Annotated in this window: 24 protein-coding genes; 9 read left to right on the top strand and 15 right to left on the bottom strand. The window is 71.7% G+C overall.

Annotated elements, in window-relative coordinates; genetic code table 11:
• Positions 1-3: 3 nt before the first annotated feature.
• Together ABH928_RS15985 and ABH928_RS15980 are read left to right on the top strand one after the other, a co-directional pair.
• Positions 4-375 carry a YciI family protein gene (locus tag ABH928_RS15985; RefSeq protein WP_370066703.1) on the top strand — a complete coding sequence of 124 codons (372 nt, stop codon included), beginning with the start codon at positions 4-6 and terminating at the stop codon, positions 373-375.
• Complete coding sequence (locus ABH928_RS15980; protein ID WP_370066701.1) at positions 372-1,622, top strand: RNA polymerase sigma factor; 1,251 nt, start codon at positions 372-374, stop codon at positions 1,620-1,622. The genes ABH928_RS15985 and ABH928_RS15980 overlap by 4 nt, the downstream gene beginning before the upstream one ends.
• A gap of 90 nt (positions 1,623-1,712) precedes the next feature.
• Here ABH928_RS15980 and ABH928_RS15975 read toward each other — a convergent pair whose 3' ends face one another.
• Together ABH928_RS15975 and ABH928_RS15970 are read right to left on the bottom strand one after the other, a co-directional pair.
• Positions 1,713-3,146, bottom strand: coding sequence for a cytosine permease (locus tag ABH928_RS15975; protein ID WP_370066699.1), 1,434 nt, complete (start codon positions 3,144-3,146; stop codon positions 1,713-1,715).
• A 69-nt stretch (positions 3,147-3,215) separates the two neighbouring features.
• Positions 3,216-4,454, bottom strand: coding sequence for a M20 family metallopeptidase (locus ABH928_RS15970; protein ID WP_370066697.1), 1,239 nt, complete (start codon positions 4,452-4,454; stop codon positions 3,216-3,218).
• Between the two features lie 142 nt (positions 4,455-4,596).
• Between ABH928_RS15970 and ABH928_RS15965 the strand changes: the two genes are divergently transcribed.
• Together ABH928_RS15965 and atpF are read left to right on the top strand one after the other, a co-directional pair.
• Positions 4,597-5,697, top strand: a complete 1,101-nt coding sequence (locus tag ABH928_RS15965) for an Lrp/AsnC family transcriptional regulator (protein WP_370066695.1) — start codon at positions 4,597-4,599, stop codon at positions 5,695-5,697.
• A gap of 112 nt (positions 5,698-5,809) precedes the next feature.
• Complete coding sequence (gene atpF / locus ABH928_RS15960; RefSeq protein WP_370066693.1) at positions 5,810-6,316, top strand: F0F1 ATP synthase subunit B; 507 nt, start codon at positions 5,810-5,812, stop codon at positions 6,314-6,316.
• Between the two features lie 4 nt (positions 6,317-6,320).
• On the opposite strand, the gene ABH928_RS15955 is transcribed toward atpF, so the two are convergent.
• Together ABH928_RS15955 and ABH928_RS15950 are read right to left on the bottom strand one after the other, a co-directional pair.
• Positions 6,321-6,560 (bottom strand): hypothetical protein, encoded by a 240-nt coding sequence (locus ABH928_RS15955; protein ID WP_370066691.1) that lies wholly within the window; start codon positions 6,558-6,560, stop codon positions 6,321-6,323.
• 18 nt (positions 6,561-6,578) lie between these two features.
• Positions 6,579-7,589 (bottom strand): phosphotransferase family protein, encoded by a 1,011-nt coding sequence (locus tag ABH928_RS15950; RefSeq protein WP_370066688.1) that lies wholly within the window; start codon positions 7,587-7,589, stop codon positions 6,579-6,581.
• A 667-nt stretch (positions 7,590-8,256) separates the two neighbouring features.
• On the opposite strand from ABH928_RS15950, the gene ABH928_RS15945 reads away from it, so the two are divergent.
• Positions 8,257-9,069, top strand: coding sequence for an ArsR/SmtB family transcription factor (locus ABH928_RS15945; protein ID WP_370067109.1), 813 nt, complete (start codon positions 8,257-8,259; stop codon positions 9,067-9,069).
• A gap of 7 nt (positions 9,070-9,076) precedes the next feature.
• On the opposite strand, the gene ABH928_RS15940 is transcribed toward ABH928_RS15945, so the two are convergent.
• Together ABH928_RS15940 and ABH928_RS15935 are read right to left on the bottom strand one after the other, a co-directional pair.
• The gene (locus ABH928_RS15940) at positions 9,077-9,505 is read right to left on the bottom strand and encodes an HIT family protein (RefSeq protein ID WP_370066686.1); all 429 of its coding nucleotides are present in this window, start codon (positions 9,503-9,505) and stop codon (positions 9,077-9,079) included.
• 132 nt (positions 9,506-9,637) lie between these two features.
• Positions 9,638-12,031, bottom strand: a complete 2,394-nt coding sequence (locus tag ABH928_RS15935; protein ID WP_370066684.1) for a choice-of-anchor P family protein — start codon at positions 12,029-12,031, stop codon at positions 9,638-9,640.
• A 121-nt stretch (positions 12,032-12,152) separates the two neighbouring features.
• Between ABH928_RS15935 and ABH928_RS15930 the strand changes: the two genes are divergently transcribed.
• The gene (locus tag ABH928_RS15930) at positions 12,153-12,347 is read left to right on the top strand and encodes a hypothetical protein (protein WP_370066682.1); all 195 of its coding nucleotides are present in this window, start codon (positions 12,153-12,155) and stop codon (positions 12,345-12,347) included.
• 324 nt (positions 12,348-12,671) lie between these two features.
• Complete coding sequence (locus tag ABH928_RS15925; protein WP_370066680.1) at positions 12,672-13,217, top strand: hypothetical protein; 546 nt, start codon at positions 12,672-12,674, stop codon at positions 13,215-13,217.
• 32 nt (positions 13,218-13,249) lie between these two features.
• Here ABH928_RS15925 and ABH928_RS15920 read toward each other — a convergent pair whose 3' ends face one another.
• The 3 genes from ABH928_RS15920 to ABH928_RS15910 all read right to left on the bottom strand — a co-directional run bounded on the left by ABH928_RS15920 (position 13,250) and on the right by ABH928_RS15910 (position 15,903).
• A complete protein-coding gene (locus tag ABH928_RS15920) occupies positions 13,250-14,539 on the bottom strand; it encodes an RNA polymerase sigma factor (protein ID WP_370066678.1) in 1,290 nt (429 codons plus the stop codon).
• A gap of 10 nt (positions 14,540-14,549) precedes the next feature.
• Entirely contained in the window at positions 14,550-14,951 is a 402-nt protein-coding gene (locus ABH928_RS15915) for a YciI family protein (protein WP_370066676.1), read from the bottom strand.
• Positions 14,952-15,105: 154 nt separating this feature from the next.
• A complete protein-coding gene (locus ABH928_RS15910; protein ID WP_370067107.1) occupies positions 15,106-15,903 on the bottom strand; it encodes an SAM-dependent methyltransferase in 798 nt (265 codons plus the stop codon).
• Positions 15,904-16,108: 205 nt separating this feature from the next.
• Between ABH928_RS15910 and ABH928_RS15905 the strand changes: the two genes are divergently transcribed.
• Entirely contained in the window at positions 16,109-17,305 is a 1,197-nt protein-coding gene (locus tag ABH928_RS15905) for a M48 family metallopeptidase (protein WP_370066674.1), read from the top strand.
• A gap of 43 nt (positions 17,306-17,348) precedes the next feature.
• On the opposite strand, the gene ABH928_RS15900 is transcribed toward ABH928_RS15905, so the two are convergent.
• From ABH928_RS15900 to ABH928_RS15875, 6 genes are all read right to left on the bottom strand, one after another.
• Positions 17,349-18,635: a nitric oxide synthase oxygenase gene (locus ABH928_RS15900; protein ID WP_370066672.1), complete on the bottom strand. Its 1,287-nt coding sequence runs from the start codon at positions 18,633-18,635 to the stop codon at positions 17,349-17,351.
• On the bottom strand, positions 18,632-19,981 hold the full coding sequence (locus ABH928_RS15895; protein WP_370066670.1) for a globin domain-containing protein: 1,350 nt from the start codon (positions 19,979-19,981) through the stop codon (positions 18,632-18,634). The genes ABH928_RS15900 and ABH928_RS15895 overlap by 4 nt, the downstream gene beginning before the upstream one ends.
• A gap of 396 nt (positions 19,982-20,377) precedes the next feature.
• Positions 20,378-21,406 carry a nitronate monooxygenase gene (locus ABH928_RS15890; RefSeq protein ID WP_370066668.1) on the bottom strand — a complete coding sequence of 343 codons (1,029 nt, stop codon included), beginning with the start codon at positions 21,404-21,406 and terminating at the stop codon, positions 20,378-20,380.
• A 92-nt stretch (positions 21,407-21,498) separates the two neighbouring features.
• Positions 21,499-22,548, bottom strand: coding sequence for an alcohol dehydrogenase catalytic domain-containing protein (locus ABH928_RS15885; protein WP_370066666.1), 1,050 nt, complete (start codon positions 22,546-22,548; stop codon positions 21,499-21,501).
• Complete coding sequence (locus ABH928_RS15880) at positions 22,548-22,916, bottom strand: muconolactone Delta-isomerase family protein (RefSeq protein WP_370067105.1); 369 nt, start codon at positions 22,914-22,916, stop codon at positions 22,548-22,550. The genes ABH928_RS15885 and ABH928_RS15880 overlap by 1 nt, the downstream gene beginning before the upstream one ends.
• Before the next feature lie 36 nt (positions 22,917-22,952).
• A complete protein-coding gene (locus ABH928_RS15875; protein WP_370066664.1) occupies positions 22,953-23,525 on the bottom strand; it encodes a redoxin domain-containing protein in 573 nt (190 codons plus the stop codon).
• Positions 23,526-23,684: 159 nt separating this feature from the next.
• Between ABH928_RS15875 and ABH928_RS15870 the strand changes: the two genes are divergently transcribed.
• A complete protein-coding gene (locus ABH928_RS15870) occupies positions 23,685-24,611 on the top strand; it encodes an aminoglycoside phosphotransferase family protein (protein WP_370066662.1) in 927 nt (308 codons plus the stop codon).
• Positions 24,612-24,721 lie beyond the last annotated feature (110 nt).

The raw sequence follows: 24,721 nt of genomic DNA, 5'->3' as shown, positions 1-24,721 counted from the left end.
CTGATGAAGTTCCTGATCAGCCTGCACATCAACCCCGCCGTGCTGGATGCGCTGACCGACGACGAGAAGGCGGCCATCGGTGCCGGCCACGGCCGGTTCATCGAGGCGCTGAAGCAGTCCGGTGAGCTGATCACCACGCAGGCGCTGGTCGACCCGTCGCAGGCCGCGGTGGTGACCGTCCGGAACGACCAGCCGGTGGTGACCGACGGGCCGTTCCTGGAGTCGAAGGAGTTCCTGGGCGGCTTCTACCTGGTCGACTGCGAGAACAAGGAGCGCGCGGTCGAGTTGGCCGCGCAGATCCCGGACGCCGCGATCCAGGGTCTGGGTGTCGAGGTCCGGCAGGTCATGTTCTCCGACGGACAATTGGAGGCATGAGCGAAGCCGCTGAACACCCGGAGCGCCGGGGGAGCACCGTCAAGGACCTGCTGCGTGAACTGACGCCGCAGGTCCTCGGCGCGCTGGTGCGCCGCCACGGCGGTTTCGAGGACTGCGAGGACGCGGTGCAGGAGGCCGTCCTCGCCGCCGCCCTCCAGTGGCCGGAGCAGGGCGTGCCGGACAACCCGCGCGGCTGGCTGCTCACCGTGGCCTCCCGACGCTTCATCGACCAGCTCCGCAGCGACCACGCGCGCCGCGAACGGGAGTCGGCGAACGCCACCGAGGCGGTGCCGGAGGACGTGCCGGACACCGACGACACCCTCGTCCTGCTCTTCCTCTGCTGCCATCCCACGCTGACGCCCGCGTCGCAGACGGCACTGACCCTGCGCGCGGTCGGCGGCCTGACCACGGCCCAGATCGCCCGCGCGTTCCTGGTCCCGGAGACGACCATGGCCGCCCGGATCAGCCGCGCCAAGCAGCGCATCAAGGCGGCGGGCGCCTCGTTCACCCTGCCGGAGGGCCCGGAAGGCTCCGAGCGCGAGGAGCGGCTCCGGGTCGTCCTGCACGTCCTCTACCTGATCTTCAACGAGGGCTACACCGCCTCCTCCGGCCGAGACCTGCAGCGCACCGACCTGGCCCAGGAGGCGATCCGGCTGGCCCGGTCGGTGCGCGTGCAGCTGCCCGAGGACGGCGAGGTGACCGGACTGCTCGCGCTGATGCTGCTCACCCACGCCCGCCGCGAGGCCCGGACGACCGCCGCGGGCGACCTCGTCCCGCTGGCCGATCAGGACCGCTCGCGGTGGGACCGCGGGTTGATCAACGAGGGCCCCGACCTGGTCAAGTCCGCGCTCGCCGGTCCGGCACTCGGGCCCTACCAACTCCAGGCCGCCATCGCCGCCACCCACGCCGCCGCGGACACGGCCGCGGAGACCGACTGGTCCCAGGTCCACGCCCTCTACCTGATCCTCGAACGGATCGCGCCCAACCCGATGGTCACCCTCAACCGCGCCATCGCCCTCGCCGAGACCGAGGGCCCGCAGGCCGGTCTCGACCTGCTCGCCACCCTGGACGACGACGCCCGTATGACCGGCCACCACCGCCTCCTCTCGGTCCGCGCCCACCTCCTGGAACGCTCGGGCGACACAACCGCCGCCCACGACCACTACCGCCGCGCCGCAAAGGCCACGGCCAGCCTCGCCGAACAGCGCTACCTGGAGTCCCGCGCGCGTCGCCTCACGGCAAGCTGACGGCGCGCATGAAAGCCCGTCATATCCACGCCTGCACAGGGGATCTCGCCCCACCATCCGTCGCAACGGCGGTACCGGCAGCAGGATCTGTCAGTGCGTCACCACCGGGTGCTCCGACGGCACGTCGCCGCGCTGCTCACCGTCCCTGCGCCGGGCGCGGCGCAGGGCGTAGGCGTAGTAGACCGCGCAGCCGAGGATCAGGGCCACGATCCAGGAGATGTCCGCGCCGCCCAGGGCCTTGGCCAGCGGGCCCTCGTAGACGGGGCTGTTGACGAACGGCACCTCCACCGCGATGCAGCCCAGGAAGATGACCACCGAGCCCCAGTCGACCCGTCCGTAGGGGCCGTCGATCCGGAAGAAGGACTCGACGTCGTAGTCGCCGTGCCGGACCAGGTAGTAGTCCGTCAGGTTGATCGCGGTCCAGGGCACCAGCAGGTAGAGCAGGATCAGGATGATGTTCTGGAACAGGTCCATCGTGTGCGAGTCGGCCAGGATCGCCAGGACCGTGGTCACCGAGACGAAGCAGATCGCGAACAGCATCCGGGCGCGTGGGCCGGCGCCCACGCGGCCGGTGGGCGAGATCGCGGTCAGTACGGTCAGGAACGCGCCGTACGGGCTCTGCGCGGAGCCGGGCACGCCGCCCAGGATCAGCGCGGCGACCAACAGCCAGGAGACGGCCGGGAACTGGTGCGCCAGGAACCCGATGGAGTCGTTGCCGAGCGCGTTGCCGCCGACCACGGCCGCGAACGCGCCGATCACCATGACCCACGAACCGCCGACCGCCGCGCCCAGGTAGGTCCACCAGAACGTCGCCTTCGGCGGGGTGTCCTCGGGCAGGTAGCGCGAGTAGTCCGAGACGTAGGGGGCCCAGGTGATCTGCCAGGAGGCGAAGATGGAGATCGCCAGCAGCACCGTCCCGACGTTGACCGAGGTGCCGTGGTAGTGCGCCGGAAGGTGCCGCGCCAGTTGGACGAAGAGGGCCAGGAAGACCACGCCCGACACCACGGACAGGTACTTGCTGACCGCGTGGATCAGCTTGTAACCGACCACCGCGACCACCAGGGTGGCCAGGTTGGTGGTGATCACGCCTGCGGCGTAAGGGAGATGGAGCCAGTCGGCCACCGCGTGCCCGTTGACGACGCTGCCCTCCAGCGAGAAGCCGAAGTACATCACCACCACGATCGCGACCGGCACGACCGCGCCGTAGAAGCCGAACTGGGCCCGGGACTGGATCATCTGCGGGATGCCCAACCGCGGCCCCTGCACGGAGTGGTAGGCCATGAAGAGACCGCCCACCAGGTTGCCGATCAGGATGGCGGCGATCGCCCACGGCAGGTCGAGCCCGACGGTGACGGCCAGCGCGCCGTTGACCAGGCCGGTGATCTGCACATTGCCGGCGAACCAGAGGGTGAACAGGTGCCAGGGCTTGCCGTGCCGCTCGTCCGGCGGCACGTAGTCGATCGCGTGCTGCTCGATGGCAGGGGCTCTGCGCGTTTCAGACGATCTGCGGGAAGTGTCGCTCATCGGTGGGAACCAGCCTTCCGTCAGGACGGCGAGGGGGTGGGGGTGCCGTCGGTGGCCGTGCAGGGAACGTCACGAGGTGCAGCGGACGGGGGGTTGTGCCCGGGCCAGGCGTTGCAGCGCCAGCCCGGCGTAGAGGGCCGCGCCGTCGGCGACGAGGGCGTCGTCGAAGACGACGTGCGGCGAGTGGTTTCCGGGAGCGGTCCGGTGGTCCTGTCCCTCCGGCGTCGCGCCGAGCTGGACGACCGTGCCGGGGACGCGGGCGAGGACGCGGGAGAAGTCCTCGGAGGCGGTGAGGGGTTGGCGCATCTCCTCGTACCGCTCCTCGCCGAACAGCTCGCGGGCGACGTCGGCGGCGAACGCGGACTCGGCGGCCGTGGCGATGGTCGGCGGGTACTCGCGGAGATAGCGCACCTCCGCCGCCACACCGTGGGCCTCCGCCACACCCCGGCACAACGCGGTGACAGCGGCGGCGAGTTGGGCCCCGGCGTCGCGGCTGAAGGTGCGGACGGTGGCCTCGAAGGAGGCGCTCTCGGGGATGATGTTGGCCGCCGTGCCCGCGTGGATCGCCCCGACACTGAAGGTGACCGGCTCCATCGGGTCGACGGCCCGCACCACGGCGCCCGACAGCTCCCCGACCATCGCGCAGGCGGCGGGGATGGGGTTGCGCGCGTGGTGCGGGGCGGAGCCGTGGCCGCCGGTCCCGTGGACAGTGACGACGAGCCGGTCCGAGGCCGCCATCACCGCCCCCGGCCGGGTGGCGAAGCGGCCCCGCGCCCAGTGACGCGAGCTGACGTGCAGCGCGTAGGCGGCCGTCGGCAGACTGCCCTCCGTGCCGTCTGCCTGCTGACCCGCCTCCAACACGCCCTCGTCGAGCATCAGCCGTGCCCCGTCCTGGCCCTCCTCCCCCGGCTGGAACATCAGCACCACCTTTCCGGCCAGCCGGTCCGCCCGGGCGGCGAGCAGGTGCGCGGCGCCGACGAGCATCGCCGTGTGCAGGTCGTGCCCGCAGGCGTGCATGGCCGAGTCGTCGCGCGAGCGGTAGGGGACGTCCGCCTGCTCGGTCAGCGGCAGCGCGTCCATGTCCGCGCGCAGCAGCACGGTCGGGCCGGGGCGGCTGCCGCGCAGCACGGCGGTCACCGAGGACAGGGCGCGCCCGGTCGTCACCGTGCCGGGCACACCCTGCAGACCTGCCAGGATCCGCTCCTGCGTGCGGGGCAGGTGCAGCCCCACCTCCGGCTCCCGGTGCACGGCGCGGCGCAGCGCGACCAGCTCCGGCGCCATCTCCCGCGCGTCGTCCAGCAGTCCCATCCGCACTCCCTATTCCTCGGCGTTCCTCGGCATTTCCGCGGCATCCCTCGGCGCGCTCTGCCGGATCCGGTGGGATCGATGATGCGAAGCCGGGCACAATAGGGATCCAGATGACAGGAATCCTTCACCAGGGCGTATTCCAGTGAACGAATCAAGCACCGTCGACGCGATCAACAGCGCCAGCAGCAGCGCCAGCAGCAGCGCCAGCAGCAGCGCGATCAGCGAGGACGAGCTGGCGCTGGTCCATGCGCTCCAGGTCCAGCCCCGGGCCACCTGGACGGACCTCGCCGACGTCCTCGACTGCACGACCGTGACCGCGTCGCGCCGCTGGCAGCGGCTGCACGAAGAGGGGATCGCCTGGGTCACTGCGGTCCCCGGCGCGCGCTGCGCCGCGTTCACCGCCTTCGTCCGGCTGCGCTGCGCGGCCGGTCACCGCGAAGCGGTCGCCGCCCGCCTCGCACAGGACCCCGAGGCGGTGACCATCGAGCTCACCGCAGGCAGCTTCGACCTCTTCGTCGAGGTCATCACCGCGGACCTGGCCGCGTTCACGCAGTACCTGCTCGCACGCGTCGAGAAGCTCCCCGGCGTCACGCAGGCGTCGGTCGCGGTGGCCACCCATGTCGTCACCGAGGCCAGCCGCTGGCGTCTGGACGCCCTCGAGCCACGCGCGAGCTCCGCACTGGCCGACGCGGCACATCCGCGGACGACAAGGTCGTCGGAGCGCCCGACAGCCCGTCAGCTCTCCGAACTGGACCTGCGGTTGCTCACCGCGCTCGGCGCGGACGGACGTCAGCCGTGGGATCGGCTGGCAGGGACGACAGGAACCAGCGCGGCCACCGCCCGCCGCCGGGTCGAGCGCCTCCTCGCCACCGAGGAGGCCGCCCTGCGCTGCGACATCGCCGCCCCGCTATTCGGACGGCCGGTCACCCTGTCGCTGCACGCCCAGGTCCCGGCGTCCGACCTCGCCGCGACGGCGCGCTCACTGACCGCCCTGACCAGCGTCCGGTTCGTCGCCACGCTCGCCGGACCGGACAACCTGCTGGCCACCTTCTGGCTCCGCTCGATCGAGGAGGTGCACCGCATCGAGTCCGAGCTGGTCGCCCGTCACCCCGCCGTCCGCGTCACCGACCGCGCGCTCGCGCTGCGCGCGGTCAAGCGCATGGGCCACCTGCTCGCCCCCTCCGGACGCAGCACCGCCTCGGTCCCCCTCGGCCCTTGGGCGGGGCAGAACCCGCTGACCTGACTTACGCCCAAACTCCCGTCTGCTCCCAGGACTTGAGGCTCAGTCATCTCCAGCTGGAGAACTTCGTGTGCACCCATGGTCAACGTCAGTGCCGCACAGCTAGGTTGATCACATGGGCCCACTGAATCCGAGCAAGGCCGAACTTGTCATCGCCCTGATCTGCTTTTTCACGATCTACGGAGTCCTGGGACGCGTCCTGCTCCCCCGCGCCCGGCGCGTACTGGACGAGCGCGCGGACGCGATCGAGGGCGGCATGGACCGCGCCGGGAACGCCCGCCAGGAGGCCGCCGCCACGCTGGAGGAGTACCGCCTCCAGCTGAGCGGGGCCCGGCGCGAGGCCGCGCGGATCGTCCAGGAGGCGAAGGAGCAGGGCGCCCTGCTGATCGACGAGGCCCGGCAACAGGCCCTACAGGAACGCGCCCGCATGATCGCCGCCGCCGAGGCCGAGTTCGCCGCCGACCGCGCGCTCGTCGAAGCGTCGCTGCGCGTCGCCGTCGCAGACCTCTCCACCGAGCTGGCCTCCCGGATCGTCGGCGAACCACTCGCCGAGATCGCCACCGACAGCCCGGCGATCCAGCGGTACCTGGACGACCTGGGCGACTTCACCACCACCGACTAGATGATCAATGCCAAGGGGTGACCGCGCGCTCGTGATGCGGTTTCATTCCCGGCAGATCGGCCTGCGGGAGTGTGGCCGTGAGTGACGTCGTCATCCGTCGGGCCGGGCTCGACGACGCGCCTGCGCCGGCAGCCCCGCGCTGGCGGCTCAAATCCTGGCCCCGGTGATGCAGGGCGAAGTCGAAGATCTTGAACGCTGCCGTCGATGGCCGCCGCGGCGTGTGCTTCGGCGTGGTGGCGGCCATCGGTGGCAGTTCAGGAGGTCAGCGGTTGTCTGGGGACAGGAAGGCGAGCGCCTCTTGGAGGTTGTGCTCCACGATGCCCCTCATGAAGGCGCGGTCGGGGAAGTCGCCGTCGAGGAGCCGCAGTGGCCCGGCGACGAGGGACAGACGCATCGCCAGCGTGTAGAACGTCAGGCGCTGTTGGTCGAGGTCACTGCGGTCCAGCCACTGGTAGTGCTCACCGAAACGCAGTCGCAGGAACGCGTGCTCCCACTCGACGTCGAAGAACATCAGCCCCTCGATGTCGATGAGGACCGGTTGCCCGTCCCGGTCCACCAGCACGTGGTCCGGTCCGAGTTCCCCGTGGATGAGCCCGTGCTGCGAGCGCGGGCGCACGGCGGCGGCCAGTGCGCGAACTACGCTCTCAAGGTGGGTGCGAGAGCGCGTGATCCGCGGGTCGCGAGAAGCGGCTTCGGCCAGGTCATTGAGCGCACGGTCGAGGACGACCTGCTCGCATGAGCTGCCCTCGGAGGTGCCGCCCTTGTCGATCAGGGCGACTTTCCCGAAGCGCGGGCCCTGGTGCCGCTGCATCGCACCGAGTGCCTCAGCGAGCCGCGTCATCGTTGTTTCCAGCCTGCGCGGGTCTTGGCGGAGCAGAGTTTCGAGGTTCTCGCCCGGTACGTCCTCGACCACCGCGATGTCTGCCGGGTAGCGGCTCCGGCTTCGGTCAGCCAGGAGGATGCGGGGCGTGCGGATTCCCAACGTGTCCAGTTGCCGGTGCGCGGCTTCGAAGAGCTCGATGCCGGAGGCGGGCGAGAACGGGTCCGCATGGTTGTCGGCCTGGTCGGCCCGCATGGTGGGCCAGTAGTTCTCGGCGTCGTCCCAGACGTAGACGATGGCAGTGGAGTCATTGTCGAGGGTGAGGCGGTACACGCCCTTCTTGCTGCCGCCTCGGAGCCGGGAGACGCCCTCGAGGCGATGCTCGGTGCCAAGAGCCGCACGGGCGACGCCTGCCAGACGATCTCGTGTGGCAACCCTGCGTACCGCGTTCACGGCCTGCCTCCCCAAGCATCGACTGCGTGGTCCCGCTCGGAGCAGGACATTGCCGCTCGGCATGCCATCGCAGAAGCGACTGATCTTAGGCGACAGCGGCGCACGGAGGAGGAGGGAGTCCAATGTCAGTGTGTGAAGACGGACGACCTGCTGACGGGTTCGCCGCAGCGTGAGGCGTACAACCGCCACCTGTACGAGGACCACGTCCAGGGGCCCAAGGTTCCGGGCGTTCCTGTGCGGGCGTGAGTGATCCGGCTTCAGCCGGCTGCCGACAGGGCGCGGGCAAGGCGGTTGAGGGCCGGATCGATGTCCTCCAGTGGGCCGAAGTCCTCGGACCCGGAGGGTAGTTCCGCGAGCTGTGGCCGGGAGCCGGAGGCCAGGCTGCGGCGCAGCGTCACGACGCTCGCGGCGACGACGGCTTCGGCTGACGCGGGTGCGTATGTCTCGCGGGCCAGCTCGCGCAGGGGCAGTCGGAACGCCCGGACCGGGGTCAGCTGCCAGGCGACGGAGATGGCCGGACCGGACGCCTCATGGAGCGCCTCGCCGAATCCCCGCCGCGCTGACAGCGCCGACGTCGACCTTCGCTGATCGGCCCGGGCTGGCCCGCCGTTGACAATAGGCAGGTGTTTGCCTGCATAATGAGGGCATGAGCATGGAAGCAAGAGCCATGGACTCGGTCTTCAAAGCGCTGGCCGATCCCACCCGGCGCCTGCTGCTCGACCGCCTGCGCGAGCAGAACGGCCAGACGCTGCGCGAGCTGTGCGACCGCCTGGAGATGGCGCGCCAGTCCGTGACCCAGCACCTGGACATCCTGGTGCAGGCCAACCTCGTCGCCGTCGTCCGCCGCGGACGCGAGCGGCTCCACTACCTCAACCCGGTCCCGATCCACGAGATCGAGGAACGCTGGATCTCCGGGTTCGACAGACCCCGCCTGCAGGCGCTCAGCGCGCTCAGGAGCCAGGCAGAGGAGTACGCCATGACCAACGAACCGGCCAACGAAACGGCCAACGGACCGGCCCCCGTGCCGACCTACGTCTACGTCACCTACATCCGCGCCAGTGCGAAGCAGGTCTGGCAGGCCCTGACCGACGCGGACCTCACCGCCCGCTACTGGGGCCACGCCAACGTCTCGGACTGGCAGCCGGGTTCACGCTGGGAGCACCGCCGGGCCGACGGTTCGGGCGCGGTCGACGTGGTCGGCCGCGTGCTCACGGCCGAGCCGCCGACCCGGCTGGTCATCACCTTCGAGGACAAGCCCGAGGCCGAACTCGAACGCGAGCCCTCGGTGGTCACCTTCCTCGTCGAGCCGCATCAGGACATCGTCCGGCTGACCGTGACCCACGAGAAGCTCCCCAACCCGGAGATGCTCGCCGGCATCTCCAGCGGCTGGCCGGCCGTGCTGGCCAACCTCAAGTCCCTGCTGGAGACCGGCGAGACGCTGCCGCAGTCCCCGTGGGAGATGGACGCCGCGCACACCTGACATCACGTCACCCGGGGTCCGGCTCCAGCGCAACCCTCACCCGCGCCGCCGTGGCCGCTGCTTCGGCGGCGTCGGCGTACCGCCCGCGCGGCCAGAAGAAGCCGCGCAGTCCGTCGCGCGGATTGCGCGGCACGACATGGACGTGCAGATGGGGCACGGACTGGCTGACACGGTTGTTCTCCGCTACGAAGCTGCCGCGCGCGGCCATCCCCCGCTCGACGGCGCCGGTGATCCGCTGGACCTGCCGGAAGTACGGGCCGACCTCCTCCGGAGCGAGGTCCGTCAGCGTCTCGACGTGGCGGCGCGGGACCACCAGCACATGGCCGGGGAAGAGCGGCCGGTGGTCCAGGAAGGCGACCACCGCGTCGTCCTCGTAGACCCGGTGCACCTCGACGTCCCCGGCCGCCACCGCGCAGAAGAGACAGTCTGCAGTCATTCACCTACCCTGACACACCGTCAGCTCGGCCTGGTGCCAAGGCGGCGGCGCGTCGTACGACGAGGCCCTCCGACGGTCGCAGACATCGCGACCGGCGGAGGGCCTCCTCACCGGTTACGGCTCAGCCGCAGCTCAGCTGCAGTTGTGCGCGTCGCTGGTGGCCGAGCCGAGGACCACGTCCACCGTGTTCGCCCCGCCCAACAGGCCGGGGACGATCAGGTGGACGGCGTTGACCGTGGTGCCGAAGTCGGCGCCGGGAACCGGCGTCTGCTCGTTCACCACCAGCCGGGCGCCGCCCGGCAGGCCGATCACGCTGTTGGGCGCGGTCGGAACGGTCACCGGAACGCCCGCGAGGGTGAGGGTCAGCGTGGCGGACCCGCTGGTACCGGTGCAGGAGCTGACCGAGGTCGCGGTGAGACCGGAGATGCCGATCACCGGCAGGCCGGGGATCCCGATCGTCGCGTCCTGGACCGTCGAGGTCGTGGTCGAGCTGCCCGGCGCCAACTTCGTGGTGTTGTTGACACAGAGCGCGTCGGCCGAGATGAGCAGCGTGCTGACGGTCGCCGTGCAGGGGACGTTCGTGCTGGACGCCTGCGCGGTGCGGATCGGGCCCGTGTCCGGCGTCGGCGGGATCGTCAGCTGTGCCAACGTGAGGTCGACGTTCGCGGAGAGCCCGTAGGCGCGTCCGGTGTAGTACTCCAGCCGGACCGTCGCCGAGGCGTTGGACGGCAGGTAGTACCCGTCACCGGCGAAGGTGACCGCGACCGGCACGGTGGCCGTGTCGTTCAGTGGCTGGTCCACCGAGGCGATGGTGCAGCTGGCCGTGCCGTCCGCGCCGGTGGTGCCGGTGCAGATCTGCTGCGTCGTGCCGGTGCCGAGGGCGATCTGGACGCTGCGCCCGGCGACGGCCGTGGCACCGTCCTCCTTCAGCACGCCCGAGAGCGTCGCGGGCACGCCGTTGGCGACGTGCGCGGGACCAGTGTAGGCGAGAGTGGTCTCCTCCCTGGTGATGGTGAACGAGGCCGTCGTCGAGCTGGCCTCGTGCGTCGCGTCACCGGCGTAGGCGGCCTGCAGCGTCACCGTGCCCGCCGGGTCGACCGGAGTCAGCGAACAGGAGGCGTTGCCCGAACTGTCCGTGGTCCCGGTGCAACTCGCGCCGCCGAGCTTGAACGTGACCGAACCGCCGGAGACCGGCGAGCCCTGACCGCTGACGTTGCCACTCGCGGTGAAGGCGTCGTGGTAGTCGGCGGTGACGGCCCCGGTGTACGTCACCGAGGTCGGGATCTTGCCCGGCGTGGTGCCGCCGCACGGGCTGGACTCGACGGGCGACAGGGCGGCGCCCAGCAGGTCGCCGAACGAGACCGACGAGCAGGCCGAGGCGGACTGCCCCACCTGGTTCGGCACGGTCGCCGTCACGGTGATGGTCTCGGCCGAGTGGACCGGCAACGTGTCGTAGCCGACGGTGAACGAACTCGACGTGTTGCTCGACGAGGTCGACCCCGGTGCCTGCAATCCGGTCACGACGTAACCGCTGGGCAGCGGACCGTTGACGTCGACGGCGGTCGCCGCCGCGGTGTCACTGGTGTTCTGCACCTTGACCGTGTAGGTGACGGTCGACCCGATCACGGGATTCGGGTTGTCCACCGACTCCACCGCCGAGACCTGCGGCGCGCAGACGGCGTCCTTGGCCACGCTGGTCGGGCAGTAGTCCATGGCGCAGGTGCGGGCGGCGTTGCTCCACTCCTGCTGGATGTAGTACGGGTCGCCGTGGAGGTAGACGTCGGCGCCCTGGGCGTTCTTGGGGGTGTAGTTGTACCCGCACTTGTCACCGATCTCACCGCCGGTGTCCTTCGTGGGGTCCGTCCACGATTCGTTGGGGATCGGATCGGTCACCGACTCCATGGTCTCGTGCGACACGATGCTCACCTGGGCGTCGGCGGTCGGGTCACCGCTGGGCGTCGGCGCGCTCTGCCTCCCGCAGACCGGGTTGGCGTCGGGGTCGTCGTAGAGGTACTCGAAGCGGATGTTGCCGTCGTTCCCGTGGTAGCCGCAGAACTGCTCGGAAGAGGTCGCCGGCGGCGAGGATGCGGGCGGCGGGGTGCACCCTCCGTTGTTGGGCATGCACTCCTGGATGCCGCTGGCAGTGAAGACGGCGTAGATGTGCGAACCGTCCACCGGCCAGCCGTTGACAGTGGCGGCATGCGTGATCTCGGCCGTGATGTCGGTCTGCTGCAGCGGGTCGGCGGCGGTCCCGGCCTGCGGGTAGGCCTGGGTGTCGACCCAGGAGCCGCCGTAGTCGAGCGAGTTGGCGATGTTGCCGCTGCCGTCGTAGTACTGCGTGGCGATGTTGAAGTACGGCGTTCCGCCGGCGTCCTTGACCCACTGCGTCAGCTCGTTCTCGTACGCGGTGTCGGAGGTGCCGTCGGTCGCGTAGTGCATCCCCTGCGGCAGCCAGAAGATCAGCGCGAGCGAGGGGTTGTGCATCACCGGCCCGGTGCCGCGCGGCAGGTTGTTCTCACTGCCCACCCCGGGTTGATGCGTGTAACCCGCGGTCGTTGTGGCGCGAACGGACGCGCCGCCTGGCGGAAGTGCCCAGGCAGCGCCGTACGTGCCGTTCGCGTCCGGGTGGGACGGCACCACCGGACCGATGGCGCCGCCCGATGTCTGCGGCATGTTCACCGCACGCACCGGAACCGCCGCCGAGCGCTTCGCCCCCGTGCGCACCATCGGCAGGTGCGGGACCACGGCGGCCGGTCTGTTCGCGCCCGAAGCCGCGGAGCCGCCCGAGACCGCAGAGCCGGCCGCGGAACCGGCCGGGGTCGTCGGCGCGGGAGCACCCTGAACGCCGAGCAGCAGCATCGCCGTCGACGCGAGCACCCCCACCGCGACCCGTGGTCGCGATAACCAGGTCTTTCCCATGAAGAAAGGTCCCCCTCCTCAACTGCGGTGCCGCGCTTGGCGGTTGCCGAGCAGAACGGCACAGCCGAGGTGACACGCTAGGGCAGCCCGGTCTTGTCGCCCAGAGGTCACGTCGTGAACGATTCGTCACCGGACCTCCACAATCAGGGCGCATCGGAACCCGAGTGGCACCGGCCCCGTCGGAGCAGAGAACAGTCGTCGACCGTCGTCGACGCTGGCGGCTCCGATCAGACAGGACGGTCCCTCCGTGGACAGAAAGCTGCGCCTCCCCTTGCTCTGCTGCGCCCTCACGGCGACCCTGGCCATGGCCGGATGCAGTTCCACCGCCACACCCGGTCCGGGCCCGACCACCGCACCGTCGAACTCACCGTCCACGAGCGGCTCACCCAGCGCGCCCGGCACCACCTCGCCATCGGGTGGCGCGACCGGCCCGAGCAGCCCGGGCGGCGGCGGGTCGGCCGGCCCGGTGAAGGTGACCTTCGCCGCGAACGGCAAGTCCGTCGTCCTGCACGTGGGCCAGCAGCTCCACGTGGACCTGGTCACCCCCTTCTGGACCTTCCAGCCCGTGGGCGCACCGAAGTTGCTCCGGACGGACGCCACCGGCGTGGCGACGGCACAGGCCAGCTGCCCGCCTCCCATGGGCGCCGCTGGATGCGGCGACGCGACAGCGGACTACACGGCGGTGAGCGCCGGCCAGACCTCGGTCATCGCCACCCGCATCATCTGCGGCGAGGCGATGCGCTGCACCGGCGCGAACGGCCGCTTCGACCTACAGGTGTCCGTGACGCCCTGACGGAGCGTCAGCGCACCGGCTCCGACGGATGGTCAGCTTGCCGACTCCGCCAACCGGGCCGCGCAGAGGCTCAGATGGTGCCGCTCCGGGAGGCTCGCCGTACGCCGCGCGGCGGCGCGGTAGTCGGCGATCGCGGCCTCGCGCTCCCCCGCGAGCTCGTGCAGGTGGGCGCGGACCGCGAAGAGCCGGTGGTGACCGGCCAATTCGGGCGGCGGGTCGGCCAGCAGGGCGAGCCCGGCCGCGGGGCCGTCCACCATCGCGGTCGCGACCGCGCGGTTCAGGGTGATCAGCGGGTTGTCGGAGATCCTCGCCAGCACGCCGTAGAGGGCCAGGATCTGCGGCCAGTCCGTCTCGTCGGCGCTGGGCACCTCGTCGTGGACCGCCGCGATCGCCGCCTGCACCTGGTACGGGCCGACCGGGCCGCGCGGCAGGGCGGCGGTGATCAGGGCGACGCCCTCGGCGATCGCCGCCGCGTCCCACCGGGCGCGGTCCTGCTCGGCCAGCGGGACCACCTCCCCGTCCGGGCCGGTGCGGGCCGGGCCACGGGCCTCGGTCAGCAGCATCAGCGCGAGCAGGCCCGCCACCTCGGCGTCGTCCGGCAGCAGCGCGTGGACGGCCCGGGTGAGCCGGATCGCCTCCCGGGAGAGCTCGACCCGGCGCAGTTCGGCGCCGGTGCTGCTGGCGTAGCCCTCGTTGAAGATCAGGTAGAGCACGTGCAGCACCGCGTCCAGCCGGGCCGGGAACTCGGCCGCGTCCGGCATCCGGAAGGTGCCGCCCGAGGCCTTGATGCCCCGCTTGGCACGCGAGATCCGCTGTCCCATGGTCGCCTCCGGAACCAGGAACGCGCGGGCGATCTCGCCCGTCGTCAGACCGCCGACCGAACGCAGCGTCAGCGCGATGGCGGACGCCGGGGAGAGGGCCGGGTGGCAGCAGAGGAAGAGCAGCGCGAGGGTGTCGTCCTGCGCGCCCTCCTCACCCGTTCCCTCGAATACCGCGTCCGCGCCGGGCGCGGAGCGGCGGTCGCCCGGCTCCCGGGCGGCCACCAGCTCCTCGCGCCGACGCCGTGCCTGCTCGCTCCGGACCTGCTCGGTCATCCGCCGGTTGGCCACCTGGACCAGCCAGCCGCGCGGGTTGTCCGGCAGCCCCTCCTTCGGCCACTGCGTCGCCGCCGCCAGCATCGCCTCCTGCACGGCGTCCTCGGCCGCGGCGAAGTCCCCGTAACGGCGGGTCAGCACGCCGACGACCTGCGGCGCGAGCGTGCGCAGCAGGTCGTCGACAGCATCGGCCAGGTCGGCCGGATCGGCAGGCTCGTGCGTGGTCACCCGGCCATGCTCACACCTCGGTGGGCGGCGCCGCCATCACCTGACGCACCTCGATCGGCATGTTGATCGGCCGCCCGCCCGGGCCGGGCGCGGCCGAGACCTCCGCGGCGATCTCGATGGCCCGCTGCTCGGTCTCGCAGTCGACGATCCACCAGCCGGCGACCCACTCCTTCGACTCCGGGAACGGGCCCTCGGTAACCACCGGCGCGCCGCCGCTGTGCGAGCGGACGATCCGCGCGGTGTCCGGCATGGCCAGTCCCTGCGCGTCGACCAGCTCGCCGGAGGCGGCCAGGGCGGTGTTGGTCTCCTTCATGAACCGGATGTGCGCCTGGATCTCCTCCGGCTTCCACTCGAAGATCGCGGGGAAGTCGACGTTCTTCTCGCTGAACTGCATCAGCAGCATGTACTTCATGGTCCCGCTCCTCGTCGTCGTGCCCGCCCCGACGGGGCTGGCTCTCACGGGTAGGTAGAAGCACGCCCCGTGCTTTCGACATCCTCGACGAGATTCCGCGAGAAATATTTCTACGCCGCGCCGCCGCTGCGCGGCCCCGCGCTGGACGCCTCGGCTACGCCTTGCGGCCGATGCCCGCGTAGGCCATGGTCTCGTCGTCCGGGAGGACCGTCTCGTCGTCGACGTCCGGGTGCCAGTGATTGATCAGTGCGACGCCCGGCTCGTCCAGCTCCAGACCCCTGAAGAAGCGCTCCACCTGGACGCGGGTGCGCAGGTGGTTCTCGATGCCCGCCTCGGTGTAGCGGCGCGAGGCGATCTCCGCCCGCTTCGGCGCGGCGTCGGCGGTACCGGCGGTCAGCGCGAGGAAGCTGCCCGGCGCGAGCGGGGCCAGCAGCCGGGGCACCAGCTCCTGGACGGCCTCGTCGGAGTAGAAGTGGACGAGGTTGATCAGGGTCAGCGCGACCGGCCGGGTGAAGTCCAGCGTGCCCCGCTTCTCCACGTCGGCCAGGATCGCGTCGGGATCGCGCAGGTCGCCCTCGACGTAGGCGGTGCGGCCTTCCGGCGTGCTGGAGAGCAGGGCGCGCGCGTGGGCGAGGACGATCGGGTCGTTGTCGACATAGACCACGCGACTGCTCGGCTCGACGGCCTGGACGATCTCGTGGACGTTGGGCGCGGTCGGGATACCGGTGCCGATGTCCAGGAACTGCCGGATGCCGTGCACCTCGGCGAGCCGGCGGACCATCCGGTGCATCACGGTGCGGGCCGCACGGGCCGAGTCCCGGGCCTCGGGCCACTCCGCGAGGATCCGGTCACCGGCCTCGCGGTCGGCCGGGAAGTTGGTCTTGCCGCCCAGCATGTAGTCGTAGACCCGGGCCGAGTGCGCGATGTCGGTGCGCAGATCGACCTTGGGCATCGACTCCTGCTGCGAAGGGAGGCTCCATGCCTCGACCTTGGGACTTTCCACCCGTACCCTCCCGTTGCCTTGCTGCCGACCCACACTGAACCACAAAGCGTGGTGGTGCGTCAGCTCGGCGTCCGGCGGCCGGGATCGCGCCCGTTTTCCACACCCTTTGGGCACCGGATTTCCGCAGGTCGAGGCGACGCCCCACACTGGACCCATGCCTGGTCCGGAGGACGACTTCACCCCCGAGCAGATCGACCGCTCCCGCGCGCGCAAGCGCGAGGTGATGCCGCTGCGCTACACCTCCGCGGCGCTCGGCCTGGTGGCTCCCTGCGTGCTGGGGTTCACCCCGCTCGGCGCCGGGCTCGTCCACGCCGCCGGGCGGCTCGCGGGCGGCAGTTGGATCGCCACCGCCGCGCTCGGCGCGGTCGCCCTGCAGTTGGTCTCCTGGCTGCTCGCGCTGCCGGTCTCCGCGCGGACGGAGCGGATCAACCGGCGTTGGTCGCTGTCCACGCGCTCCTGGCGGCTCTTCGCCGCCGATGCGGCCAAGTCCTTCGCGATCGGCGCGGTCCTCTTCGCCGGGATCGCGGTCGCCCTCTACGCGGCGATGCGGGCGCTGCCCGGGAGTTGGTGGATCCTGGCGGCGGTCGGCGCGGCCGTGCTGGTCCTCCTCTTCTCGTTCCTGCTGCCCGTGCTGGTCGAGCCGCTCTTCAACCGGTTCACGCCGCTGCCCGACGGCGAGCTGCGCCACCGCCTGACGACGCTGGTGGCGGCATCCGGGGTGCCGGTCCGGGACATTCTGGTCAGCGACGCCTCCCGCCGGACGACCGCGACCAACGCGTACGTCTCCGGCATCGGGCGCACCCGGCGCGTGGTGGTCTGGGACACCACCGTCGAGCAGGCGCCGCCGGAGGAGGTCGCCGCGGTGACCGCGCACGAACTCGGCCACGCCGCCCACCGTGACGTGCCGGCCGGGACCCTGCTCGGCGCCGTGCACGCCGCCGCCACCGTCGGCGTGGTCGCGGGCGCGCTGCACTGGCCCGCGCTGCTGGACGCGGCCGGTGTCGACCGGGCCGACGATCCCCGCTCGCTGGCCCTGGTGCTGGCCCTGGCCACGGTCTTCGGCACCCTGGTCGGGCCGCTCCACCTGGTCTTCAGCCGCCGCGTGGAGACCCGCGCCGACGGTTTCGCGCTGGACCTGACGCGCGAGCCGGGGACGGTCGTCGCGATGCAGCGCAGGCTCGCGGTGCTCAACCTGGCGGATCTGGAGCCGCATCGGCTGGCGGCGCTGCTCTTCGGCAGCCATCCGACCACCGTCGACCGCATCGCCCACGCCCGCGCCTGGGCCGTCGCCCACGGTCTGCCCGAGCCCCCGCCGCTGGTCACTCCCGACGGGGGCCCGGCGGCGGGCTGACCGTGTCCGCCCGAGGGCAGCCGGGCGGACACGGGGTCTGTGTTCACCAGCCCGCAGGCAGGTCCTCGCCCCCGAAACCGCTGCCGCCATGACCGTTGCCGCTGTGACGACCGCGAGAGCTCTGAGCACCCCCGGCGTACCCGGCGCCGCCCCCGCCGTACCCGGCCTCGCCACCGCCGTAGCCGACCTCGCCCCCGGGGTGCCCGGCGCCGCCCCCGCCGCCCGTGAACGGGCAGCCGTCGGGGTGGGCCGCCGCCCACGGCGTGGGCCGGCGCAGGAAGGCCGGGCGGGCCGTCGGGTCCGGCGGGTCGTAGTAGCGGTGGAAGACCGCGGTCGAGCCGCTCGACAGCGGCGGCACGATCCACGTCCAGTCGGCGGGCACCCGTCGTCCGTGGCGCTCCTCGCGCTCGATGTGGGCCAGGAACCGCTCGGACTCGCTGTGGTGGTCGGCCAGGGTCACCCCGGCCTCCTGGAACGAGTGCAGCACCGCCAGGTTCAGCTCCACCAGCGCGCGGTCGCGCCACAGGGTGCGCTCGTTGCGGGTGTCCAGGCCGAACAGCGCGGCGACGGTCGGCAGCAGGTTGTACCGGTCGGTGTCGGCGAGGTTCCGGGAGCCGATCTCGGTGCCCATGTACCAGCCGTTGAAGGGCGCGGCCGGATAGGTGATGCCGCCGATCTCCAGGGTCATGTCCGACACCGCGGGCACCGCGTACCAGCGCAGGCCCAGCTCGGCGAAGCCGAAGTGGTACGGGTGCGACAGCGGAACCTCAAGCGCCACGTCGTCGGGGAGTTCGTAGAACTCCGGAGCCCGGTCCGGCGAGGTCTGGATCAGCAGGGGCAGCACCTCGAACCGCTCCTCGCCGCCCTTCCAGCCCAAGTCCTTGGCCAGGGCCCGGCGTTCGGTGCTCGCCGGGTCGTCGGCGTAGCGGACGAGCTGCTCACCCAGGATGCGGGCGGCCGGGCGGTGCGGCAGGTCCGGTGCGAAGACGCTGATGACGGGTCTCACCCGGCCCCCGTTGGTGGCCATCCGCAGATGCTCGAAGCACTCGCGGGCGATCTCGTCGGGATGGCTGATATGGCGCAGGTCACGCACCATCAGGTTGTTCCAGTAGAGCCGTCCTATGCAGCGCGCGGAGTTGCGCCAGGCCACGCGAGCGCCGTGGGCGAGCTCCTCCGGCGTGTGGCTGTAGGTGCCGTAGGCGGTGACCGAGGCTTCGATCTCCCGCAGCCGCGCCCGGGGGTCGATCGCCCCCGGGTACTCGCGGTCGAAGTCGCGCACGAAGGAGGCGGCGGCCGTCAGCACGTCCCCGCCTGCCGCGGTGGTCGTCATGCGGGCACCCCCGCGTGGAGCCGACCGGGAAGCAGCGCGGCTTCCAACACGGGTACGTCGAACGGGTCGTGGTGGATCCGATCGCGCCGCACGCCCTGGCGGACGAGGGTCTGCGCCGCGGTGGTGACCATCTCGCTGGGCCCGGCCAGGTAGACCTCGTGCCGGTGGAACGGCCCGAACTGACGCAGCACTTCGGGCAGCGAGCCGTTGAGCCCGGCGATGGGCTCGTCCGAGACGGCGGCGCGCACCGACAGCCAGTGGTTGCGCTGCGCCAGCCTCAGCATGTCGTCGAACCCGTAGAGCTCCTCGGAGGTACGCGCGCCGATGAACACGTCGACGAAGCGCTCGCCGCCGTTCTTCGCGACCTGCTCGACCAGGGCCTTGACGGGGGCCAACCCGGTCCCTCCGGCGACGCAGAGAAGGTCGCGCTCCATCTGCGGGTCCAGCGTCAACTCACCCTGTGCCGCGCCGAGGTGCAGCACGTGGCCGGGCTGCGCCTGGTGCACCAGCGCCGGGCTGACCTGCCCGCCCTCCACGGCGCGCACGTGCAGCGTCAACGTGCCGTCGTCGCGCGGGGCGTTGGCGAGCGAGTAGTGCCGCCACATCCGCGGCTGCCACGGTGTCTCGACGGCGGCGTACTGCCCGGCGGCGAACGGGTAGGGCGCGCGCGGCAGCAGGGTGATCTCGGCGATGCCCGGTCCGCGCAGGCGGTGGGCGATGATGTCGGCCTCCCAGACGGCCGGGCCCAGCGCCGCGTCCTCCTCCGCCGCGTCGATCATCACCTGGGCGACCACGCCGTACGCGCGCGCCCAGATGTCGCCCAGCTGCAGCGTCCACCGGTCCCCGGCGAAGCGGGCCAGCGCGTCGAGCAACGCGTCGCCGACGGCCGGGAAGTGACCGGCCAGCGTGCCGAACTTGCGGTGGTCGCGGCCGAGTCGGGCGCAGAAGCGCACCAGGTTGTCCGGGTCGTCGACCAGGTCCACGATCCGCAGCAGGCCGCGCAGCAGCCGGTCCCGCTGGACGTCCATGTTGGCCGGGAAGAGCTGCCGGACCTCGGGGTGCCGCTGGAACAGGATCGCGTAGAAGTACACGGTCAGGTCGGACGCCAGCGGACTGACCAGCTCCAGGCTGGCGCGCAGCTGCGCGACCTCCCGGTCCGTCAGCGGCGGCGGGGTGGCCGGCTCCTCGAAGCCGTACTCGTACAGGGAGTCCGGGGTGTACTGCGCCGGAATCACGGGAGTCTCGGGGACCTCGGGCCGCATGCCCAGACCGAGCGGGTCCAACTCCTCGGAAGGGGACCAGTCGTCGACCTCTCCCGGCCTGGCCCTGCGCCGTCCGAATTTCACCGACGGCCCTCGACATTCCGGTTCCGGTGCACAGGACGAGATCCCACGCCGTGGGGGTGGAGCAACGAGACGTTCACGCCTGGAGGTCCTTAGGGAACAGACTGAAGGTTTGCCTCATGTGCCGAAGGCCGGTCGACACCTGAGGGGGTGAGCTGCGGGGGTCCGCTCACACTAGTTCAGGCCGTGAGGGCGTCAACGCGCCGTGGGCACATGTGTTCCCTTCTGCGAAATACCTTCACTTGGGGGCGAACGGCTGTCTTTTCCGTGGAGGTTCTGTGAAGTCAGCCCAACCGGGCCGCCGACTCCGCGACTTCAGCGGTCATGCGATTTCAGTGGCAATGGGGCCAAAGCGGCCTCAGCGGGGTGAATCGGGTCACACCCCCGGTCATACCCCGGTCACGCCCGCCCGACCAGCCGGGACAGGATGCGCGCGGCGGGCTCGTCCGTCGCATGGCGGTGGCCGGTGCCCGCCCAGAGGTTGATCCGCTCCGCGTCGCCCGCCGCGACCGCCGCCCGGCGAACCGGGCTGGTCAGGTGATGCAGCGCGGGATAGCCGTCCGGGGCGATCACGGTGTACCGGTCGGTGAACCGGTTGCGCAGCGCACGCGCCGGACGCCCGGTGAAGGCGCGGGTCACCAAGGTCTCCTGACGCGCCGGATCGGCCAGCGCCGCCCGGTACGGTGCGGAGGTCCCCGCCTCGTCCGAGCGCAGTAGCACCGTGCCGACCGCGACCGCCACCGCCCCGGCGGCCAGCGCCTCGGCCACCGTCTCCGGCGTCGCCACACCTCCGGCGGCGATCAGCGGCAGCCCGACCAGCTCCGTCAACGCCGTGGTGGCGGGCAGCAGTTCGGGCGTCAACGTGCCCGAGTGCCCGCCTGCCGCGGACGCCTGGACGACCAGCAGGTCCGCCCCGGCCGCCGCCGCGAGCTCCGCCTCCGGCGCGGAGGTGACGGTCAGTACGACGACGCTGCCCGCCTTCCGCAGCGCGGCGACGACACCCGTCTCGGGAATCCCGAAGGTGAAGCTGACCACCGGCACCGGGTCGGAGAGCAGCAGGTCGATCTTCTCCGCCCACCGGTCGTCGTCCTCGACGATGCGCCCGGCGACCAGGGCTTCGGGCTCCAGCCCGACGGCGCGAGCCTCCGAGGCCAGCGCCTCGGCGTAGCGGCGGAACGAGGCCGGGTCGACGGGCACGGGGTTGGGCGCGAAGACGTTCACCCCGAACGGCACCCCCTCCGCGCGCACCTGTGCCACCTCCTCGGCGACCGCCTCCGGCGTCTTGTACCCGGCGGCCAGGAAGCCGAGGCCACCGGCCCGCGCCGCGGCGACGACCAGCCCCGGCGTGGTCGGACCGCCCGCCATGGGCGCCGCGACGATCGGCAGTGCGGCTCCGAGGGCTCCCAGAGCGGCGAGGGGCGAGGTCACGGCGGTCTCCTTCACAGTTCCGGTCCTGCCGGGCTGCGTCCGGCCAGGCTCGGCCAGACAGGTTCGGCCAGACAGGCTCGACCGGGCAAGCTCTACCGGACGCTGAGCACCATCCGGAACCGGGCCGCGCCCGAGAGCATCCGGTCGTAGGCCGCCTGTGCCTGGTCCAGCGGCATCAGCTCCACCATCGGCCGGATGCCGTGCAGGGCGCTGAACCGCATGGTGTCCTCCACGTCCTGCGCCGTGCCGGACGGGTGACCGCGCACGACCTTGCCGTGCAGCACCAGTTGGACCGGGGTGATGCCCAGCGGTTCGGTGTCCACCCCGACCACGATCAGCTCGCCGCGCGGGCCGAGCCCGTCCATCGCCGCCGCGATGGCCGCGGAGCTGGTCGCCGTCGCCAGCACCGCCCTGGCCCCGCCCAGCGCCTGCAGTGCCTCCGCGACCGGTGTGTCGCCCGTGCTGTCGACGTAGTGGTGCGCGCCCAACTGCCGGGCGAACGCCGCCTTGTCCCCGCCGCGGGCGATGGCCACGGTCTCGAAACCCATCGCCGCCGCGTACTGGACACCCAGGTGCCCAAGGCCGCCCAGGCCGAGCACCGCGACCAGGTCGCCCGGACGGGCCGGGCTGTGCCGCAGGGCGTTGAAGCTGGTCACCCCGGCGCAGGCCAGCGGTCCGGCCTCGGCGGCGCTCAGCTCGTCCGGGATCCGGGCCAGCGCGTCCACCGGCACGACCACCTCGTCGGCATAGCCGCCGTCGTAGGCCCAGCCGGGCACCTGAAGGCGGCTGCAGACGACGAAGTCGCCCCTCCGGCACGCCGGGCAGAAGCCGCAACTGCCACCGAACCAGCCGACCGCGACCCGGTCGCCGACGCGCCAGACCGTCTCCGTCCCGCGCGGACCCTGCGGACCGGCGGCTCCCTCGCCGAGCTCCTCGATCCGTCCGGCGATCTCGTGGCCGGGGACGAGAGGGAAGCGCAGGCCGGGAAAGCCGCCGCTGACGAAGCCGGCGTCGCTGTGGCAGATCCCGCACGCGTCGACGGCGACCCGGACCTGCCCCGATCCCAGCTGCCGCACCTCCCGCTCCACGAGCTCCAGCGGACCGCCCTGCTGTGCTGCCTGGGCGACTCGGTAGGTGGTCATCAGTGGTCCTCCTCAGGGTGGTTCCCGGCCGCAGGGTGGATCCCGGCCTCTGGATGGTTCTCGGCCGCAGGGTGGTTCCCGGCCAGGCCGGGGTCGTTGGGGTGCGACTCGAGCGGGGTGACCACGGCGGTCATCCAGGGCCGCAGCGGCAGCGTCCCGAGCACGCTCTCTTCCAGGTCGGCCTCGTCCTCCGCGCACCAGACGCCGATGCTGCGCGCTTCGCCGACCGGCCGCCAGAGCCGGAACAGGTGCCCGGTGGCGGCCAGCTCCCCGGCCCGCACCCGCTCGGCGGCCCGCCGCCGGTCCACCTCCTCCTGGGCGGTTCCCTCGGGGATCACGGTGGTCATCTCGACCAGGAACTCCCGCATCACGGCTCCCTCACTCGTCAGGCTCACGAACAGGGCTCACTGGTGGGGCTGATAGGGGTAGTGCTTGCTGTGGTCGCCCGCCTCCCAGGCGGCGCGGAGCTCCGGAAGGCTCGGGTCCCAGTCCGGGCGGATCTCGCTGGTCACGTGGCGCAGGTCGCGGCGCAGGTCCTCGATCGACGGACGTCCCCAGTACCAGTAGCCGTTGTAGACGCTGTGCACGACCAGGCCCGGCTTGAGCACCAGGGTGTGCGGGACCATCGGGTCGTGGTGGCTGTCGGTGTACTCCTGGATCTCCAGGTCCCGCTGCACCTTGCGCCCGATGTCGGAGAGGAAGGTCCACTGCGCGCCGACCGAGGCGCGGAACTCGTTGAGTTCGAAGAGGTTGTCGGTCGCGATGGTGACGACCTGCGTGTAGGCCACGGCGATCTCCGGGTAGTGCGCCGCCAACTGCAGGTGCTGCTGGTGGTCCTTGGGGCAGAAGTGGCCCCGGGACAGGATCAGGATCATCGGATCGATGCCCTGGATCTCGCTCAGCCGTCGACGGGCCTTGGTGTGGTCGGTCAGCTCGTAGTCGGGGAAGACCCCGCCGGGCACGATGTCGGCTCGCATGTCAGGATCCCTCGCGTCGTCGGGACGGGCCACTCGGCAGTCTGCCCGCCGGACGCGTCCGCCGCGCGGCGTGCGGGACATACGGCGTCTGGCCGCGCGGCCCGAATGAGCGGCCCAAATGAGTTGACCCGTTCCGCGCGCAAACGATCGGATGGCCCCATGGCCGCCGAAAAGATGCACGCGCACGAGAGGGACATCGATCTGACCCTCGTCCGTCGGCTGGTCGCCGACCAGTTCCCGCAGTGGGCCGGGCTGCCCGTCGAGCAGGTCGACTCGGCGGGGACCTCCAACGCCATGTTCCGGCTGGGCGAGGAGATGGTCGTCCAGCTGCCGCGGATCGCCGGGGCCGCCGCCGACATCGACAAGGAGCAGGCCTGGCTGCGGCGGCTGGCATCGCAACTGCCGTGCGCGGTCCCGGCTCCGCTCGCCGTGGGGACGCCTGCCGAGGGCTATCCCTGGGCCTGGTCCGTCTACGGGTGGCTCGACGGCGTGAACCCGGCCGTCGGGCAGGCCGGCGGGCAGGTGGCCACCGACCTCGCCGCGTTCGTCACCAGCCTGCACCGGATCGACCCCGAGGGCGGCCCTGCCTCCTACCGCGCCGAACCCCTCTCCGCCCGCGACGCGGTCACCCGTGGCGCGATCGCGGACCTGCACGAGGTGGGCGAACTGCACCAACCGATCGACGTCGACGCGGCGACCGCCGTCTGGGAGACCGCGCTCGCCGCCCCCGAGTGGCCCGGCGCGAGGGTGTGGATCCACGCGGACCTGCAGCCGGGCAACGTCCTGGTGGCGAACGGACGCCTCAGCGCGGTCATCGACTTCGGCTGTCTCGGGCTGGGCGACCCCGCGGTCGACCTGATCACCGCCTGGTACGTGCTGCCCCGCCACGCGCGCCCCGCCTTCCGCTCCGCCGTCGCGGCCGTCTCCCCCGCCGAGGCGGACGACGCCAGCTGGGCGCGCGGACGCGGCTGGGCGCTGTCGACCGCGCTGCTGGAGCTGCGCTACTACCGGGTCACCAACCCGGTCATGGCCGCGATCGCCCGCCATGTGATCGCCGAGGTGACGGATGGCACGACGGCCCCATGAGCATCGTCTGTCCTACTAGTAGATTGTCGCAGCTTAATTTCGCTGTGTGGTGGGGTAGAGGTGGCGTAGTTTCACGCGTGCGTCGTCGGTGGTGAAGTGCCAGTCGACTT

This window comes from Streptacidiphilus sp. MAP5-3 (assembly GCF_041262505.1).
GTDB lineage: Bacteria > Actinomycetota > Actinomycetes > Streptomycetales > Streptomycetaceae > Streptacidiphilus.
Note: the sequence above shows the minus strand (reverse complement) of the source record. Positions and strands in the feature narration are given on the sequence as shown.

Excerpts from the sequence above, each read along its gene's own strand:
- ABH928_RS15875 (WP_370066664.1), bottom strand. The coding sequence starts at position 23,525 with ATGCGAGCCGACATCGTGCCCGGCGGGGTCTTCCCCGACTACGAGCTG.
- ABH928_RS15880 (WP_370067105.1), bottom strand. The coding sequence starts at position 22,916 with ATGCGGGAGTTCCTGGTCGAGATGACCACCGTGATCCCCGAGGGAACC.
- ABH928_RS15970 (WP_370066697.1), bottom strand. The coding sequence starts at position 4,454 with ATGGGACTGCTGGACGACGCGCGGGAGATGGCGCCGGAGCTGGTCGCG.
- ABH928_RS15870 (WP_370066662.1), top strand. The coding sequence starts at position 23,685 with ATGGCCGCCGAAAAGATGCACGCGCACGAGAGGGACATCGATCTGACC.
- ABH928_RS15915 (WP_370066676.1), bottom strand. The coding sequence starts at position 14,951 with ATGAAGTACATGCTGCTGATGCAGTTCAGCGAGAAGAACGTCGACTTC.
- ABH928_RS15930 (WP_370066682.1), top strand. The coding sequence starts at position 12,153 with ATGGCGCCGCCCGATGTCTGCGGCATGTTCACCGCACGCACCGGAACC.
- ABH928_RS15945 (WP_370067109.1), top strand. The coding sequence starts at position 8,257 with ATGGACTCGGTCTTCAAAGCGCTGGCCGATCCCACCCGGCGCCTGCTG.
- ABH928_RS15955 (WP_370066691.1), bottom strand. The coding sequence starts at position 6,560 with ATGGCCGCCACCACGCCGAAGCACACGCCGCGGCGGCCATCGACGGCA.
- ABH928_RS15980 (WP_370066701.1), top strand. The coding sequence starts at position 372 with ATGAGCGAAGCCGCTGAACACCCGGAGCGCCGGGGGAGCACCGTCAAG.
- ABH928_RS15940 (WP_370066686.1), bottom strand. The coding sequence starts at position 9,505 with ATGACTGCAGACTGTCTCTTCTGCGCGGTGGCGGCCGGGGACGTCGAG.
- ABH928_RS15975 (WP_370066699.1), bottom strand. The coding sequence starts at position 3,146 with ATGAGCGACACTTCCCGCAGATCGTCTGAAACGCGCAGAGCCCCTGCC.
- ABH928_RS15910 (WP_370067107.1), bottom strand. The coding sequence starts at position 15,903 with ATGCCCAAGGTCGATCTGCGCACCGACATCGCGCACTCGGCCCGGGTC.
- ABH928_RS15885 (WP_370066666.1), bottom strand. The coding sequence starts at position 22,548 with ATGACCACCTACCGAGTCGCCCAGGCAGCACAGCAGGGCGGTCCGCTG.
- atpF (WP_370066693.1), top strand. The coding sequence starts at position 5,810 with ATGGGCCCACTGAATCCGAGCAAGGCCGAACTTGTCATCGCCCTGATC.
- ABH928_RS15900 (WP_370066672.1), bottom strand. The coding sequence starts at position 18,635 with ATGACGACCACCGCGGCAGGCGGGGACGTGCTGACGGCCGCCGCCTCC.
- ABH928_RS15985 (WP_370066703.1), top strand. The coding sequence starts at position 4 with ATGAAGTTCCTGATCAGCCTGCACATCAACCCCGCCGTGCTGGATGCG.
- ABH928_RS15905 (WP_370066674.1), top strand. The coding sequence starts at position 16,109 with ATGCCTGGTCCGGAGGACGACTTCACCCCCGAGCAGATCGACCGCTCC.